Origin of the sequence: Flavivirga spongiicola, assembly GCF_030540825.1 — a bacterium.
Classification (GTDB): Bacteria; Bacteroidota; Bacteroidia; order Flavobacteriales; family Flavobacteriaceae; genus Flavivirga; species Flavivirga spongiicola.
Genome location: NZ_JAUOEO010000001.1, coordinates 2,428,011 through 2,445,128, shown reverse-complemented (window position 1 = coordinate 2,445,128; position 17,118 = coordinate 2,428,011). Strand labels below are relative to the sequence as shown.

The following is a 17,118-nucleotide window of genomic DNA, read 5'->3' as shown; positions in this document are numbered from 1 at the left end:
ATCTTTTTAATTAAAAGTTTAGATTTATACCAAATGTATAAGATGGTTCAACCTTGAAGAAACGTCTACCTAAACCATGAGCTTCAGGGTCAATGTCAAAATCATTTTTAGTAATATCAAACAGGTTGTTAGCTCTAAAATTTAAAGTCACATTATCAAATGTGTTTTTTATCCACTTACCAGAAAGGTTATAAGTAAGAATAACTTCTCTAAGCCTAATATAATCCCCATCTACTATGTTTTTATTACTATTACGTATAAACCCAGGTGCATAAACATTTCCATCAAGCCTGGGGATGTTCGTAGTGTTTTCATCTCCTGGTTTTCGCCAGGCTTTTGTTACATCACTATGTATAAATTCTGCACCAATAAAGAAAGGTGTGCCATTATAGGAATCTCTAGATAATACATGCCCGCCACTACCTACAAATAAAAAGGAAAGGCTTAAATCTTTGTAGTTAAAAGTGTTGGTAATAGCACCCGTATAAATAGGGTCTGTAGTGCCAGCATCAACTCTATCTTCAAAATCGAAAGCATCAAAAAGTTCACCAGTATTTATATCATTATCTATAGTTATAATATCGCCATTAGCTTTTTTAATGGTAGGAAAGCCTTCTTCATTTAAGCCTGCATAATCCCAAACCCAAAAGGTGTTAGCCGGAGCTCCGGTTAAATTTTGTCTTCCTGCAGACCTTGCAGGTGATTGCTCTTCGGTAAATACTTCTTTAACTTCATTTTTATTATGTCTAAAAGTGATATTGGTAGACCAGCTAAAGTTTTTAGTACGCATGTTAACGGTGCTTAGAGAAACTTCAATACCATTATTATCTATATTGGCGTCATTCCTAACTAAAGAAGCAAAACCAAGTGTTGTATCGGCCTCACTATTGGCTAATAGGTCTGTAGTTTTTCTATTATAATAATCTAAACCAAGATTAACACGATTGTTTAAGAAGGCCAAATCTAAGCCAATATTGGTAGTAGCTGTTCTTTCCCATCTTAAATCATTAATTCCTGGCGTAATAATTCGTAAGGATTGTTCATCATTTATGAATGGCGTAAAAAGAAATTGTGCAATATCAAAAGGACCAAACTGATTTGAAATATTACCATTAATACCATAAGAAGCACGAACATCTAATTGGTCTAACCAATCAATATTAATAAAGTCTTCTTCTAAGGCACGCCATTTGAAACCTGCAGACCAGAATGGTTTATATCTAAACTCTGGATTAGTTCCAAATAAGTTTGATTGATCTATACGAACACTACCCGAAAGGATGTATTTGTTTTTATAACCATAGGAAGCATTACCAAATAATGAGAAAAAACGGTCTGTGGTTTCATTAAAATTGTCATTAAAAGGAATACCTCCAGCTATAATTCCATTTGGATGCCAAACATCCTCTAGGTTTCCGTTTTGTATAAAGCCTTTATTAACAAATCTAAATTGTAGTGTGTTTTCGTCAAACCCAAACCTGTCTGTAACAGTACTCTTTCTAAAAATATGTCTAATTTCAGTACCTGCAAGTGCTGATATTTCATGATCCCCAAATGTTTTATTAAAGTCTAACTGCCCTCTTAATGTATAAGAATTTCTATTGCTACGCGTTTCAATAAGTCTAGCGCCTCTAGGAATATTTAATTCGGTTAAATCACCATCAAAAGATAATGGTGTGGCATTATTAATTAAGTTTTTAAGTGCCCAAGCCTCGGCACCTTGAAGGTTGTCGTTTCTGGTACTGCCGGACTCGTATTGAAAAGAAAAGGAACCATTAAGATAGCTGGCTAACTGCGCATTAACTCTTGCTTGTATTCTTAAAGAAACATCTTTGGTTTCAATTTTGTTTTCTTTTAATTCCTGTAATGGGTAATAGTTTTCATCTAATAAACCGGCATCGATTTGATTTTGAATTATTAAAGGGTCTTTTCCTCCAGAGAGTCCTTGATTATTTGTGCCAAAACTTATATTTTCTGTTCTTACAGCTAAAGGGTTGCCCGATTCATCATATATACGTTCGTATGGGCTAACAGTTGTAAAAGTACCTTCATCAATAGGAATACTTTCAGAATTATTGAAGGTAACGTTACCTACGAGATCTATGTTAACTTTATCATTAATTTTAATATTGTTAACTAGATCTATCAAGAACCTGTCAGTTTCACTCCCTACATTTTGTCCTTCTGATGATGTATAGTTTATACTAGTTCTAAAAGTACTCTTATCATTACCACCGCTAAGGCTAAGATTGTGCTGTTGTTGAAATTGCGATTGATAAAAAGTATCTTCTATTTGTTTTAGGTTATCGATCCCCCTTACAGCATTTATTCTGGCATCTCTTTCAGTCTCTGTGATATAACCGTCACCAGCTCCGAAAACAGCATCTGCAACAATGTTTCTAGAACCACTAAAGAAATTGGCAAAGTTTGGAAGATTATCTAAATACCATTGATACGTGTGTCCTGAAAATGAACCACTTGCTACAAAATTATTTGCTGTTTGCAATTGTGTGTCTATATAAGTATCGGCATCGGCTCTATTTAAACGATATGCTAAATCAGAACCTTGAGTAATAGTTAAAAAACTACGGTAACCTACCTTCATTTTTCCAGATTTACCTCTTTTAGTAGTAATAACGATGACCCCATTAGCAGAACGGGCACCATATATGGAAGCCGCTGCTGCATCTTTTAAAACGGTAACCGTCTCTACTTCATAAGGATTAATAGAGGATAAATCCGCCTCAAGAGGAAAGCCATCCACAACAATTAATGGGGTTGCATTACCATTTAAATTAGCAATTCCACGAATATTAATATTTGTTCTACCTTCTTGAGTAGGGTCATTTGATAATAATAACCCAGGTATTTGCCCCTCTAAAGATTGTAGAAGATTTGAGTTTCCTTTTCTTTCAAGAGTTTTGCCGCTGACAACTGCGGTAGAACCAGTAGATTTATTTGGTGAAATAGTTTGATATCCAGTAACAATAACTTCGGATAATTCATCTACATCCTCTTTTAATGTGACGTCGATTGTACTTTGATTGCTTACCAGTATTTCTTGTGTTGCATAGCCTAAAAAAGAAAAAACCAGTACATTTTCTGGGTTGGGAACGTTAATATTATATTTGCCATCGAAATTTGTAACAGTTCCAGTAGATGTTCCTTTTATTAAAACCACCACTCCAGCTAAAGGAAGGCCTTCTCTGTTAGAAACTTCTCCCGAAACTTGTTTTTGCCTCCTTTTGAGTTTTTCTCTAATAAGGATGGTATTATTGGTAGTTACGACTAAGTTAAAATCACCCTGTGATAAACTTTTTTGTAATAATTTATTGGTTCGAATGATTCCTTTTTTCACCATTATAGGCCGAAATTCTTTAAAGATATTTTTTTCATAAATAAACTTATAATCGGTTTGCTGCCTTATAAGGTTAAAAACTTCATCTACTGTTAAAGTGATATCTTCTTTAATTTTAATTCTAGAATTTTGAGATACAGCGTTACTAGGTGTGAAGCTAAAAACGGTTGTACAGAATAGAAAAAGAAAGACCCTCATTGCATTTATTATTAACTGCTTTTTTCTGAGAAAGATAAAAGCATGCTTTAATTTAATTTCCATAAATTTGTTTGTTATTAGTTAGTTAAACATTTAATTAATTGATGATGTACTTAGGGGATGAAGTTTTATACTTTCCAAGGTCTAAACTTTGTTCCCTTTAATTTTAGAGTTTTTTTATATCATACGCATTATTTTATTATTATTGTTTTATTATTTATTTCGTAATTATTTATTGAAATAGACTTTATAGCTCCTAATATTTCTTCAATACTTTGATCTTTTCCCAAAACACCATTAAATTCTACTATTCCTAATGACTGATTCATAAATATGACATCGACATCATACCATCTTTCCAAAACTTTAGTAACATCTTTCAAAGGTTTATCTATAAAACTGAAAATGCCATCTTTCCATGAAGTTTCTGAATAAACATTAACTTTAGATACTGTTAGGTTTTTATTCGTTGTATTTAAATTAGATTGTTCATTAGGCTCTAAAACATTATTTTCATTTTCGGTGCTTACAGATACTTTACCTTCTGCTAAAGTAGTATAAACATGGGTTTCATCTTTATAAGCTTTAACATTGAATTCGGTTCCTAATACTTGTATTTCTTGTGCCTTATGATACACCTTGAAATTAGAGCCTTGATGCTCTGTACTTGGCGAGACATCGAAATAAGCTTCACCGTAAACAAGTTCTACCTGACGGCTATTGCCGTCGGTAAAACTTACAGGGTATTTTAATTGGCTTTCTGAATTTAACCATACCTGTGTACCATCTGAAAGGGTTAGTTGGAACTGCCCTCCTCTGGGAACTGTTAGATAGTTATAGACTAATTGCTGGGAAGATGTATTTTTATATATTATTGCTTCGCCATTACTATTGGCATGCGGTGTCTGTATGGAAGTTCCTTTTGTTAAAGCTACTTCCTCCCCACTCTCTAAAGTTAGGGTTGCTTTATCTGTGCCAGTTTTAATGGTATTGTTTACGATTATTGGCTCAACAACTTGAGAATTATCATTATTAAAAATAAAAGCTAGTGAGATTAAAATGGTTATTGAGGCTGCAACCGCGTATTTTATCCACAAGGGGGTCACTGGTTTGATTGGGTTGTTAGGTTTCTGAATATTAGATAATATATTATTAAATAAAATGTCGGCATCAATATCATCAATAGAATTACTATAATGCATGTTTAAGGCATAAATATCATGCACATAGGTCTTAAATGTATTTTTGTTTTTAGTTTCTTTTAACCATTTACAAAGTTTTTCTTCTTCTAAAGGAGTGATACAATTGGTTAAGAACTTTAAAATTAGAGTTTTCAAGAAAAAAATATTTTTAGATTTTATACAAGAGTGTCGCTTTTAATATCAAAAAACCCCGAAAGAAATTTTAACTTTTTTTCTTTTTTCTTTTTTTTTCTTATAAATATTTACACATTTGCCTGTAACATTGCTAAAACTTAATGGACGATTTAGTATTAATAAAGGCTATTCAACAAGACGATTATGACGCCTTTAGACAGTTGTTTAATAAATATCACAAACCATTATTAGGTTATATTACGACACACACAAATGATTTACAACTGTCAAAAGACATTCTACAACAAACCTTTATAATTGTTTGGGAACAGCGGCAAAATTTCAATATATCTAAATCTTTTAAAAGTTATTTGTATTCAGTAGCTTTTAATAAATGCATGAATTATTATAGAAAGCAAAAAAGACAGCTTTCTTTTGTTAATGATTTAAGAGAGATAGCGATAAGAGAGGCTATTATTGATGATAATGAACTTATTGTAAAACGAATAGATAAGTTAGAATACATTATTGAAGCATTACCACCAAGATGTAAAGAAATACTTAGGCTTAATAAATTTGAAGGCTTAAAATATCGAGAAATTGCAGAAAGGCTACAAATCTCTATTAAAACAGTTGAATCTCAGATTAGTATTGCTTTAAAAAAAATACGAAAAGGTTTTGAGAGTGATAAGTTAATTATGTTCTTCATTAAAAACATGTTTTCTGTTAAAAGTTAAGAGATCGAAAAATAATAAAATAACTTATCAAACTTAATTTCAACTTATCAGCTTTTTTCTATTATTTTGATATAAATCTAGCTTGTTGATATTTATTATTTAGTACTTTAAAGTTGGGGTGACAAGATCCCTTCAACACCTACAAACAATTAAACAGCAATTGTTTATCAAACCCCAACGATAATATACTCCTTTTAGACTCCTTTGTAAAAAAACTCTATTATATTTGATTTTATTTAGCTTAAAATTACTGCCATTTTTATTCGAAGGTTAAAGCTTTCATAAAAGGAGTCTAATTCGGTGTCAGTAGAATTTTCACCCTCTCAAAACTCCTTTAAAACTGCATAATTCTAAAATTTAACAAGTTCCACCTTGAGTACAAAAGGTTTTAACAGGAATGTTGAAGCCTTTTTCATTTTTAAAGTACAATAAATTATTCCTTTATTCTCCATTTTTTCAGTTATTACCAAGTCATAAAGGCAAAAAAATAAAATTCAACAACTTTTATCATACCAATTTTTCTACAAATAAATTTGTGTGTGTTTTTTACAAAGTAGCGCAAATAAAACCTCAAACATTTATAGTTTCCCTCTCTTGGTTTTTGTGATTTTAAACCTTATAATTTAAACCATAATTAATGATGAAAAACAATTTCTTCTTCTTTACCTTCTCTTATTTAATAGCATTTTACGTAAATTACTTTAAAAAGTTTCTTAAAAAAGAATCTTTATAAGCTCTGCCAATTGGTATAATTTTTTCATTGTTTAAAAAAATTTGATTACCAGAAACCTTTTGTAAGTATGTAGTATTTAAAATATATGATTTATGAACTTGACAAAATGAATTGCCTAATTTACCTAACCAGCCTTTTAATGAATCGGTACTTAAATAGGTTTTATTAGCAGTGACAACTTCTGTATAATCATCATCAGATTTTATGTATAAAACATCTTTGCTACTAACCTTCAATAGATCATGTCCCGACTTAATAAAAAAGGTATTAGTTCTGGTTTTTTCTTGAGACTTTGTAACTTCTTTCGGGATACGACTCATTGAAGCACTTTTTGTAACTGCTTGCACAAAGCGTTGAAACGAAAACGGTTTTAATAAATAATCTACCACATTATATTCATAACTCTCCAAAGCATAATCTGAAAAAGCCGTTGTTAAAATAACTTGAGAACGGTTTAGCTGAGTTTTTAAAAAATCCATTCCTGATATTTTTGGTAAGTGAATGTCTAAAAAAATTAAATCCACGGTGGTTTCCTCCAAAAAAGCAATAGCTTCAATAGCACTAGAGAATGTCCCTTTTAATTCCAAAGAACCCATATCTTTTATATACTTCTGCAATAAACGTTGTGCAGGTGGTTGATCTTCTATAATGATGCAGCTTCTTAACATATTAATCTTTAGTCTCTAATTGTAATACTAAGCACACAGTATACGTATTATTAAAATCTTTAATATCTAGCTTATATTTTTCTGGATACATGAGTTCTAAACGCTTTTTCACATTCTGTAACCCAATCCCCTTTGAGAGACTTTGATTATTGGAATTAGGTAAAAAACTATTCAGGCATGTAAAACTCAAAGTACCATTATTAGATACGTTTATATTAATATCAATAAGTATATTATCACTTTGGCTTGCTGTACTGTGCTTAAATGCATTTTCAATAAACATTAACAGAATTAAAGGTGCTATAATATAATTATCTGGTATCTCTGAGGCAGAAAACTTTACAACACCCCTATTCTCTATTTGCAATTCGTTTAATGCTGTAAAATGTTTAAGATGTATAACTTCTTCTGACAGAGGAACAAAATCCTCCTTACAATTATATAGCATATAGCGTAAAACAGAAGATAATTCTAAAATAATCGATGGTGTTTTAGGAGAATTTTCCATCGCATAAGAATATAAATTATTCAAATTGTTAAATAAAAAATGAGGATTTATTTGTGACTTTAAATAACGTAATTCACTTTCTTTTACAGATAACTGCAATTGTTCAACCTCGCGTTGTTTTTGACTAGCATCCCAGGCCAATTTAAAACTTACCATGATAAGTACCAAAGGAACGATATCTAATAGAGTGAAAAAAACATTAGAAATATGCTGGCCCCTATCTCCACTATAGAAAATTTTTTCCAATACAAATTCTTCTATGATATAAGCATAACCAAAGATGAATACTAATGCCAAAATAAGTTTTACAAATTTCTTCTTATAAAAGAAAAAGGGTAAAAAAGCATAGTTTATTACAAAGGCAATAAATGCATAATGTAAAAAGAAGGCAAATTTATCCCATCCAATGTTAGGGCTATTCTTATCAAAAGAGGATATAAAAAACAAGATTATTAGAAATAGAGTTTGAAATCCCCATTCCTTTAATTCAATATTTTTTAACAATCGTTTCATATATCAAAAGTAAAATATTATTATTATTTTATTTTCTCAAAATCAGCTATCAACATATTTACATGGGTAAACGACAAAATTATTTGCTACAAGAACTATTTTGCTGTTTATAGTACTACTTATGTCGTTTACTGATTACTTTTTTGGATGAAGCAATCATTAACCAAATTTGTACAATAAAACGATATAACAATAATGAATACAAAACGGTTTTTTTTAATGTTTGTTTTTTTTAGTTTTGGACTGTTTTCATTAGTAGCTCAAAGCAATGAAATTACTGTTTCTGGAACAGTTATAGAGAGTGGAACTAATATGCCTGTAGAGTTTGCCACAATTTTAATAGCAGATTCATCAACTAAAAAGGCTAAGGCTGGAGCAACAACTAATGAAAATGGGAAATTTAATCTCACAACTACAGCTTCTAATTTTTATATTGAAATAAGCTTTATAGGGTTCACGACTCAAACTATAACAGACTTTATAATAGAAAATAATGGCATTGACTTAGGAACAGTTACCCTATCTGAAAATACTGCAGAATTAGATGAAGTTGTTGTTCAAGCTGAAAAATCACAAACTGTTTTCAAACTTGATAAACGCGTATTTAATGTAGGTACAGATTTAAGCAGTACTGGAGCTAGTACATTAGAAATTCTTAATAATGTGCCTTCTGTAAATGTAAATATCGAAGGACAAATTAGTTTAAGAGGAAGTACTGGCGTGCAAATATTGATTAACGGAAAACCTTCTGTGTTGGCAAGTGAAGAAAGTAATGCTTTAGGAAGCATAACAGCTGATATGCTTGAAAAAATTGAAGTTATAACTAACCCCTCAGCAAAGTATGATGCATCTGGTACTTCGGGTATCATCAATATTGTACTCAAAAAATCTGAAAAAAAAGGATTAAATGGCTCTGTAACCTTAAACACAGGAATTCCTAACAACCATAGCATAGGATTAAGTCTAAATCGACGTACCGAAAAATTTAATTTATTTAGCCAAATAGGTTATGGCAGACGTACTTTCCCTAGAGAAAGTGAAACCGCTAGTTTAGATAAATCTACTGGAACTACCTTAACGACTATAGGTGATAGTGATAAAAACGAAAAGTTTTTCAACATTATTTTAGGAACAGATTATCATATTAATGATTTAAATGTTATTACGCTTTCTGGTCATTATGCTTTTGAAGACGAAACAGAACACGCATTTCAAAATTATGATTTTACTGATGACACACAAATGCTTACAGATGCCTGGAACAGAAATGAATTAACTACAGCGACCAACCCAAAATGGGAATATGAACTTCAGTATAAAAAAGACTTTAAGGGTACTAAAGATCACAATCTGCTCTTTAGCGCTTTAGGAACATCATTTGGAAAAGACAAAATCTCAAACTTTACAAACACCACAACTGTTGGAACCATTGAAAATTCATTACAAGAAGCACATACTGAATTTGTGCAAAATGAATATACATTTAAACTAGATTACACCCACCCGTTTGCCAAAAAATATAAACTAGAAGTAGGTGCACAGTATGTTATTGATGATGTAAACAACGATTATGAAGTACGTGATTTTGAAAATAATGTATGGCAAACCAATACAGATTACAGTAATGTATTTGATTATAACCAAGGCGTATTAGGTTTGTATACGACATTTGCTTTTGAAGAAGAAAAATGGGGTGTAAAAGGGGGCTTACGTATAGAAGACACCAATTTAAAAACAATTCTAGCAAACACCAATGAAAAGAATAATCAAAAATACACAAATTTGTTTCCAAGTTTTCATACGTCTTATAAACTTACAGATGATGTGTCTTTACAAGCAGGTTATTCTAAACGTATTTTCAGACCACGCCTTTGGAGTTTAAACCCTTTTGTATCGTTTAGAGACAATTTTAACCTTTCTACAGGTAACCCAAATTTAAATCCTGAATTTACAGATTCTTTTGAAATCACCAGTATATTTAAATTCAATGGAGGTTCTTTAAATTTAGGAGTGTACCACAGAGCGACTGAGGATGTTATAGAACACATTACAACATTTGAAGATAATGTAACTATCTCTAAACCTAGCAATATTGGAACCAATAATGCTACGGGCATTGAATTAAATGCTAAATATACCCCTATAAGCTGGTTAACTTTCACTACAGATTTTAATTATAATACATTTAAACGTAAAGGGCTGTTTGAAAGTAACAACTTCGATTTTAGTGGTAACCGTTGGTCTTCCAAATTGACAGGAAAAATAAAGCTTCCTGCAGATTTCACAGTAGAGGCTACAGGGGGTTATCGCTCAAAGTATAAAAACGTTCAAAGTGAAGTAACAGATAATCTATTTATGAATATAGGAGTTCGTAAAAAAATGATGAAAGGGCGTTTAAACGCGAGTCTAAGCGTACGTGATGTATTTGCTTCCAGAAATAGAGAGTCAATTACAGATCAAGTAAATTTTTATAAAACATCATTTAGTCAAAGAGGGCGCTTTATAACCTTAGGCTTAAGTTTTGGCTTTGGAAAAGGGGAAGCTATGGAATTTTCAGGGCAAAAACGATTTTAAATATGTCATTAAAAGTCAGAATACGATAAGTATTTAGGGTTCTTTTTAGCAGAAATTATGGCTGTTTATGATATAAGCGGCAATGACCTAATAAAGAATTACTTGAAACGGACCGTCTTCGGGGCAAAGCCTCGGAGAATTCTTTTCGATTAAAAAGCAAATTAGATTACATTTATTAAATAATTAAATAGAAATTGTAATGAACAAAAACGAAAATTTAGGATTATTGATATTACGCATTTCATTGGGTGTATTAATGTTATTTCACGGCTTTGCAAAACTTAAAGGCATATCTTTTATAGAAGGAGTACTCTCAGAAAAAGGATTGCCTTCACTTTTGGGCTATGGTGTATATTTTACTGAAATCGTAGCCCCTATTGCAATTATCATTGGCTATAGAACGAGGTTAGCGAGTATTGTTTTTGCACTTGGTGCACTATTTGCATTATTTCTAGTGCATGCGTCCGATATTTTTACTTTAAACCAGCACGGAGGTTGGAGTGTAGAATTGCTAGGCTTGTATCTTTTTGGAGCAATCAGTTTGTTTTATACAGGCGCAGGGAAATATGCTCTTTCGGTAAATAATAAATGGGATTAATTAAATCGAGTATATTTATGTCTGTAATAAAAAAAATACTAATCGGCTTATGCCTGTTATTTGTAATAGCGCAATTTTTCAGACCAGAAAAAATGTTGGTTCAATGGAGTCTTTGATTGCCTTTGTAGAAGAAACTAAACCATCTGTTGAAGTCCAAAACCTATTGTCTAATACCTGTTATGACTGTCATAGTAATGACACCAATTATTTATGGTATAGTAACATTACACCTATTAACTATTGACTGGCCGACCATATTGAGGAAGGAAAGGAAGAATTAAATTTTTCTGAATGGGCAAATTATTCAACAAAGCGCAAAAAACATAAAATGGAAGAGATTTATGAAGAAGTTGAAGAAAAACATATGCCTATTTCTCCATATTTAATAACGCATAGTGACGCTAATTTAACCGATAATGAAATTAAACAATTAGCGAATTGGGCTAAAAAACTGCATCGTAACTATTAAATACTTCTGGACAAAAAGAAAATTAAAAAATAGCCAACGAAATATTTGTTGACTTCACATAAAAGCCCTACTTCGAAGTGAGGTTCGAGACCTCTAAGATTTACAATCATAACTTGAGACTGTTATTTCCAATAATGGACGCTTCCATATCGGAGGCTTTGAAGGAGCTTATCCTTTCTTTTTTTAATGATGACTTCGCACTTCCTCTCTGTCAAAATGAATTGTAAAACTGAAGATATTCTTACTTGATATTTAAAAAAAACGTTTTAATCAACTGTGGCTATTCAATAAAGATTAATCTATTTTCTATCCTTTAGGTTTTAATTACCTTTGCAAAACTTAATACATGTACTATGATATATTCAATGACAGGTTATGGAAAATCTGTATTGCAATTACCCACTAAAAAAATAACAATAGAGCTTAAATCTCTTAATAGTAAAAATTTAGATTTAAATGCGAGGATGCCCTCGATTTACAGAGAAAAAGAATTATTTATTCGAAAACTTCTCGCTGCAAAATTAGTACGAGGGAAAATTGATTTTTCTATTTATGTTGAAGCGACTGCAGAAGACACCTCTACACAAATAAACACACCTGTTGTTAAACAATATATAGAACAGCTAAAAAATGTCGTTGATGGTGATGCTATTGAACTTCTTAAGATGGCAGTTCGTTTTCCAGATGCTTTAAATACGGTTCGTGAGGAAATTGATGATGATGAATGGAAAACCATCGAAGCACAAATCAATACTGCTGTAAACGACTTAATCGATCATAGATTAGATGAAGGCAAAGTGCTTGAACAGGATTTTAATAAACGGATCATCACCATCGGGAATATTCTTGAACAGGTTATTGCTATGGATCCTGAACGCGTTGAAGGTGTTCGTGAACGTTTACTTAAAGGCGTTGAAGACTTAAAAGAGAAATATGATGAAAATCGTTTTGAGCAAGAGTTGGTATATTATATCGAAAAGTTTGATATTACTGAAGAAAAAGTACGTTTAAAAAACCACTTGGATTACTTTACAGAATGTATAAATTCTAAAGATTCTAACGGAAAAAAACTTGGGTTTATAGGTCAGGAAATGGGAAGAGAAATAAATACCATTGGTTCTAAAAGTAATTATGCGCCTATGCAACAATTAGTGGTTCAGATGAAAGATGAGCTGGAAAAAATTAAGGAACAATTATTAAACGTACTTTAATTAGTTTGCAGTATTCAGTAGCAGTGTACAGTAAATTCAATAAAATATTCAAGTAGTAAGTGACGAAACAAAAAACAAAAAACAAAGGCAAACTCATCGTATTTTCTGCACCTTCAGGTTCAGGAAAAACAACCATTGTAAGACATCTATTAGGTATAGAAGATTTGAATTTAGAATTTTCCATATCGGCAACTTCCAGAGAAAAACGAGGTGAAGAAATAGATGCAAAAGATTATTATTTTTTATCGGCTCAAGAATTCAAAAACAAAATTAAAAATGATGAATTTTTAGAATGGGAAGAAGTATATCGTGATAATTTTTACGGTACTTTAAAAACTGAAGTGGAGCGTATTTGGGCTATGGGTAAACATGTTATTTTTGATATTGATGTATCTGGTGGTTTGCGTATAAAACGAAAATTCCCAGAGGAAACTTTAGCTGTTTTTGTAAAGCCACCAAGTATTGATGAGTTAAAAATTAGATTAAAAAAGCGTAAAACTGAAAGTGAAGACAAAATTAATATGCGCGTTGCGAAAGCTTCAGCAGAATTAGCAACAGCACCGTTATTTGATGTGATCGTAGTAAATGACGATTTAGAGAAAGCGCTTGAAAATGCGCATAAACTAGTTGATGGTTTTCTAAATTCTTAAAAACATTAGAATGAAAGTTGGTCTATATTTTGGTTCTTTTAATCCTATTCACATTGGGCATTTAGTTATTGCCAATCATTTAGCAGAATATAGTGATTTAGACCAGATTTGGTTTGTAGTGACTCCGCATAATCCATTTAAAAAAAAGAGTAGTTTACTGGATAATTACCAACGTTTAGAAATGGTATATCGTGCTACTAAAGATTATACAAAGCTTAAGCCATGCGATATAGAATTTAATTTACCACAACCTAATTATACTGTAAATACACTTGCCTATTTACAAGAAAAACATCCAGACCACGAATTTTCATTAATTATGGGTGAAGACAATTTAAAGAGTTTTCATAAATGGAGAAACTATGAGTTAATTCTTGAGAATCATCATATTTATGTATACCCCCGTATTTCTAAAAATAAGATAGAAACACAATTCGATGATCATAAAAAAATACATCATATCGATGCCCCTATTATGGAGTTATCTTCAACATTTATACGTCATGCTATTAAAGCAGGTAAAAATATAAAACCAATGCTTCCGGAATTTGTTTGGGAATATTTAGATGAGATGAATTTTTATAAATAAAACTCATCTATTCTAAAAAACGATCTGATTTTATCATAAATAATAATAACATCATTTACTAAGCTTGTTTTTGTAATTAAAAAACATATAAAAAGCCAACTAAATTTAGTTGGCTTTTTATCACAAAGTATCATGCTATTAAATAGATTCTAATTCAGGGCTGGAATACGTAATAACTGTCCTGGGTAAATTTTATCTGGATCTGTTAGCATCGGCTTATTAGCTTCAAAAATAACCGGGTATTTCATAGCATCATCATAAAATTCCTTTGCAATTTTCCCTAAAGTATCACCACTAATCACTGTGTGAAATTGCGCTTCAGGTTCTGTATGCTCTACCGTCATTTGATCATCAACAATGGCTATTCCTTTAGAGTTCCCAATAACTAAGACTACTTTTTCTTTAGTAGCCTGATCGTAAGCCAATCCTGTAACAATAGCAATGTCTTCATCAATAAAAATATTTAAGTTTTCTATTTGTAATTGTAAATCTACAATTGTTTGTTTAAGTTTTTCTGCAGCAGCTTTTTCTAATTTAAGTGCTTCTGCGGCAGCGGCTTCTGCATCTTCTGCATCTGTTGTTCCAATCCCGAATACTTTAGCACCAGCGTTTTTAATAAATGAAAACAATCCCATAATATTTAATAATTTTTTTGAGGGTTAATGCTTTTTAGACACCCAAAAAATTATAAGGTCACATACTTTATCGTTTTTTTAAATTGAATAAAAAAGAAACCGCTTAAAGAACAATTCTTTAAACGGTTTCTAAACTAAATAACCAACCAAAATTTTAGTGAAACTTTAATTTGTACTGCCTGAAAAGCAAACTCAAATTAATTAGTTGAATTAACCCCGCTAGATACTTAAACAAATTCAGTACAAGAAGTGGGATCTCACTTTATTATCTTTATTATTTAACCCTAGTGTTTTCTCTTGGGTTATCTACTTTATCTTTTCTATACTTACGCTTCTTATCAACCGAAGCCTTTACTTTCCCTTTTGTATCTCCATTTTTTAGATATTGTATATACCCTCTACCTTCAAACTCATAAACTGTTTCAGACGACGGGTGAAACAACTCTATCTTTCCATCATTTATAACGCTCAATTCGAAGTGTTCATTGTTGAAGAAATCATAATCTAATGTTAAAGTTTTCAAATACGCATCTCCGCTAACATCTCCAACACCATATATTCCTGTATAATGCCATGTAAGATTATTTACAGCAGTCCCACTTTCATCCTGTGAACTTTGAAATGTTGAATCATTTCCACCAGCTAAAAACTGTAAATAATTTTCATTATCAAACTCATTTATAGCTCCAAACTCGCTTGTGTAAGTCTTTTCCCAAGCTTCATATTCTTGTAAGAAATAATGAATATTATCATAGAAAACAAAATCGTAATCAAAATTACTACGTTGGTAACCTTCTAGGAAATAAGAAGTGTCATTATTAGGATTGTAAAGCTCTATAGTATTACTATTTATTTGAAAAACATCGAAAGTTTGAAACCCATCAATATCATGAGAAACATCTAAAACCATATCATAAGCATTATATTCTCCAATATCAATACCAAAACCATTTCCATTGTCGCCTAATCCAACTATATTGTTGTTTGCATATATCACCCCATTTCTAAAAGATATCGTAAACGCTTTTTGCAAAAAAGGAGTTTCACCAAATCCTTTGGTACTATTAATATCAACATACCATATCTCGTGCGAATTTAATAGTTGATTTATAGATATCCCTGTTGGTTCGTCATCAACATGTACTTCTGTGTAACATGATGTAAACAATGTCGCTATTAAAGCAAAGCTAAGTAGTAATTTTACAGTCCTCATAATCAAACGTTTTTAGGGTTTATACTTTAGTGTTTTCAAAACGCGTGCCAAAAAACAATTTCTTAATCTTTTCTTGACTTAACAATCATTATTATTTTGTGTATTTTTGAAATATAAATGATTTGTTATCTATGGATAAACCTTTAAAATATGCAGTTTTTGGAGCAGGAAGTTGGGCAACTGCTATTGTGAAAATGCTTTGTGAAAATTTAAATGAAGTTGGTTGGTATATGAGAAGTGTCTATACCAAAGAGCATTTATTAAAAGAGCAACATAATCCTAATTATTTAAGCTCGGTTGAGTTTCATTTAGAACAGCTAAAAATTAGCAATGATATTAATGAAATGGCTGCTGATGCCGATGTTTTATTTTTTGTAATTCCTTCTGCTTTTATCCATAGCGAGTTAGAAAAACTAAATATTGATATTTCTAACAAAATAATTGTTTCTGCAGTAAAAGGAATTATACCAGAATCTGGACTTCTAGTTGGTGAACATTTTCATGAGTTTTACAAAATTCCTTATGATAATATTGCCGTTATAGCTGGGCCTTGTCATGCTGAAGAAGTGGCTTTGGAACGTTTATCTTACCTAACCATTTCATGTTCGGATGCTAAAAAAGCAAAATTCATAGCTAATAAATTATCTAGTGATTACATAAAAACCAAAATTAGTGATGATATTATAGGTGTAGAATATGCTGTCATGCTAAAAAACATTTATGCTATTGCTGCCGGAATAGCGCATGGTTTGGGTTATGGGGATAATTTTCAAAGTGTACTGATGAGCAACTCTATTAGGGAAATGAAACGTTTTATTAAAAAAATGCATAAAATGAAACGTAACATCAATAACTCTGCTTATCTAGGTGATTTATTGGTAACTGGCTATTCGGTTTTTTCCAGAAATCGCATGTTTGGTAATATGATTGGTAAGGGTTACACGGTGAAATCGGCTCAAATGGAAATGAATATGGTTGCTGAAGGTTATTATGCTACAAAAAGTGCTCATTTACTTAATCAGAAAAACGCAAAAAAAACACAACTCCCAATCATTAATGCCGTTTACCAAGTTTTATATGAAGGTAAAAACCCAAAAAAAGTGTTTAAAAAATTAACTGATAAGTTAGATTAAGGGTAGTTATACTAG

The 17,118-nt window shown here is 31.3% G+C and carries 13 protein-coding genes and 1 pseudogene; 8 read left to right on the top strand and 6 right to left on the bottom strand.

The window, feature by feature from the left end; all coding sequences use genetic code 11:
* Nucleotides 1–10 precede the first annotated feature (10 nt).
* Nucleotides 11–3,556: a SusC/RagA family TonB-linked outer membrane protein gene (locus tag Q4Q47_RS09715; protein WP_303306460.1), complete on the bottom strand. Its 3,546-nt coding sequence runs from the start codon at nt 3,554–3,556 to the stop codon at nt 11–13.
* A 191-nt stretch (nt 3,557–3,747) separates the two neighbouring features.
* On the bottom strand, nt 3,748–4,893 hold the full coding sequence (locus tag Q4Q47_RS09710; RefSeq protein ID WP_303306459.1) for a FecR family protein: 1,146 nt from the start codon (nt 4,891–4,893) through the stop codon (nt 3,748–3,750).
* A gap of 140 nt (nt 4,894–5,033) precedes the next feature.
* Between Q4Q47_RS09710 and Q4Q47_RS09705 the strand changes: the two genes are divergently transcribed.
* Nucleotides 5,034–5,609, top strand: a complete 576-nt coding sequence (locus Q4Q47_RS09705) for an RNA polymerase sigma factor (protein ID WP_303306458.1) — start codon at nt 5,034–5,036, stop codon at nt 5,607–5,609.
* A 696-nt stretch (nt 5,610–6,305) separates the two neighbouring features.
* Here Q4Q47_RS09705 and Q4Q47_RS09700 read toward each other — a convergent pair.
* Nucleotides 6,306–7,010, bottom strand: a complete 705-nt coding sequence (locus Q4Q47_RS09700; protein ID WP_303306457.1) for a LytR/AlgR family response regulator transcription factor — start codon at nt 7,008–7,010, stop codon at nt 6,306–6,308.
* Nucleotide 7,011: 1 nt separating this feature from the next.
* Nucleotides 7,012–8,031 (bottom strand): sensor histidine kinase, encoded by a 1,020-nt coding sequence (locus Q4Q47_RS09695; RefSeq protein WP_303306456.1) that lies wholly within the window; start codon nt 8,029–8,031, stop codon nt 7,012–7,014.
* Between the two features lie 219 nt (nt 8,032–8,250).
* Here Q4Q47_RS09695 and Q4Q47_RS09690 point away from each other — a divergent pair, with 219 nt between their 5' ends.
* From Q4Q47_RS09690 to nadD, 6 genes and pseudogenes are all read left to right on the top strand, one after another.
* Nucleotides 8,251–10,605 (top strand): TonB-dependent receptor domain-containing protein, encoded by a 2,355-nt coding sequence (locus Q4Q47_RS09690; protein ID WP_303306455.1) that lies wholly within the window; start codon nt 8,251–8,253, stop codon nt 10,603–10,605.
* A 199-nt stretch (nt 10,606–10,804) separates the two neighbouring features.
* The gene (locus Q4Q47_RS09685) at nt 10,805–11,203 is read left to right on the top strand and encodes a DoxX family protein (RefSeq protein WP_303306454.1); all 399 of its coding nucleotides are present in this window, start codon (nt 10,805–10,807) and stop codon (nt 11,201–11,203) included.
* Between the two features lie 49 nt (nt 11,204–11,252).
* Nucleotides 11,253–11,672, top strand: a pseudogene (locus Q4Q47_RS09680) (heme-binding domain-containing protein).
* 353 nt (nt 11,673–12,025) lie between these two features.
* Complete coding sequence (locus tag Q4Q47_RS09675) at nt 12,026–12,883, top strand: YicC/YloC family endoribonuclease (protein WP_303306453.1); 858 nt, start codon at nt 12,026–12,028, stop codon at nt 12,881–12,883.
* 59 nt (nt 12,884–12,942) lie between these two features.
* Complete coding sequence (gmk, locus tag Q4Q47_RS09670) at nt 12,943–13,533, top strand: guanylate kinase (protein ID WP_303306452.1); 591 nt, start codon at nt 12,943–12,945, stop codon at nt 13,531–13,533.
* Nucleotides 13,534–13,543: 10 nt separating this feature from the next.
* Entirely contained in the window at nt 13,544–14,122 is a 579-nt protein-coding gene (gene nadD / locus Q4Q47_RS09665; RefSeq protein ID WP_303306451.1) for a nicotinate (nicotinamide) nucleotide adenylyltransferase, read from the top strand.
* 149 nt (nt 14,123–14,271) lie between these two features.
* On the opposite strand, the gene lysM is transcribed toward nadD, so the two are convergent.
* Both lysM and Q4Q47_RS09655 read right to left on the bottom strand, forming a co-directional pair.
* Nucleotides 14,272–14,757, bottom strand: a complete 486-nt coding sequence (lysM, locus tag Q4Q47_RS09660) for a peptidoglycan-binding protein LysM (RefSeq protein ID WP_303306450.1) — start codon at nt 14,755–14,757, stop codon at nt 14,272–14,274.
* Between the two features lie 274 nt (nt 14,758–15,031).
* Nucleotides 15,032–15,970 (bottom strand): nicotinic acid mononucleotide adenyltransferase, encoded by a 939-nt coding sequence (locus Q4Q47_RS09655; RefSeq protein WP_303306449.1) that lies wholly within the window; start codon nt 15,968–15,970, stop codon nt 15,032–15,034.
* 131 nt (nt 15,971–16,101) lie between these two features.
* Between Q4Q47_RS09655 and Q4Q47_RS09650 the strand changes: the two genes are divergently transcribed.
* On the top strand, nt 16,102–17,103 hold the full coding sequence (locus tag Q4Q47_RS09650; RefSeq protein ID WP_303306448.1) for an NAD(P)H-dependent glycerol-3-phosphate dehydrogenase: 1,002 nt from the start codon (nt 16,102–16,104) through the stop codon (nt 17,101–17,103).
* The last annotated feature ends 15 nt before the right edge of the window (nt 17,104–17,118 follow it).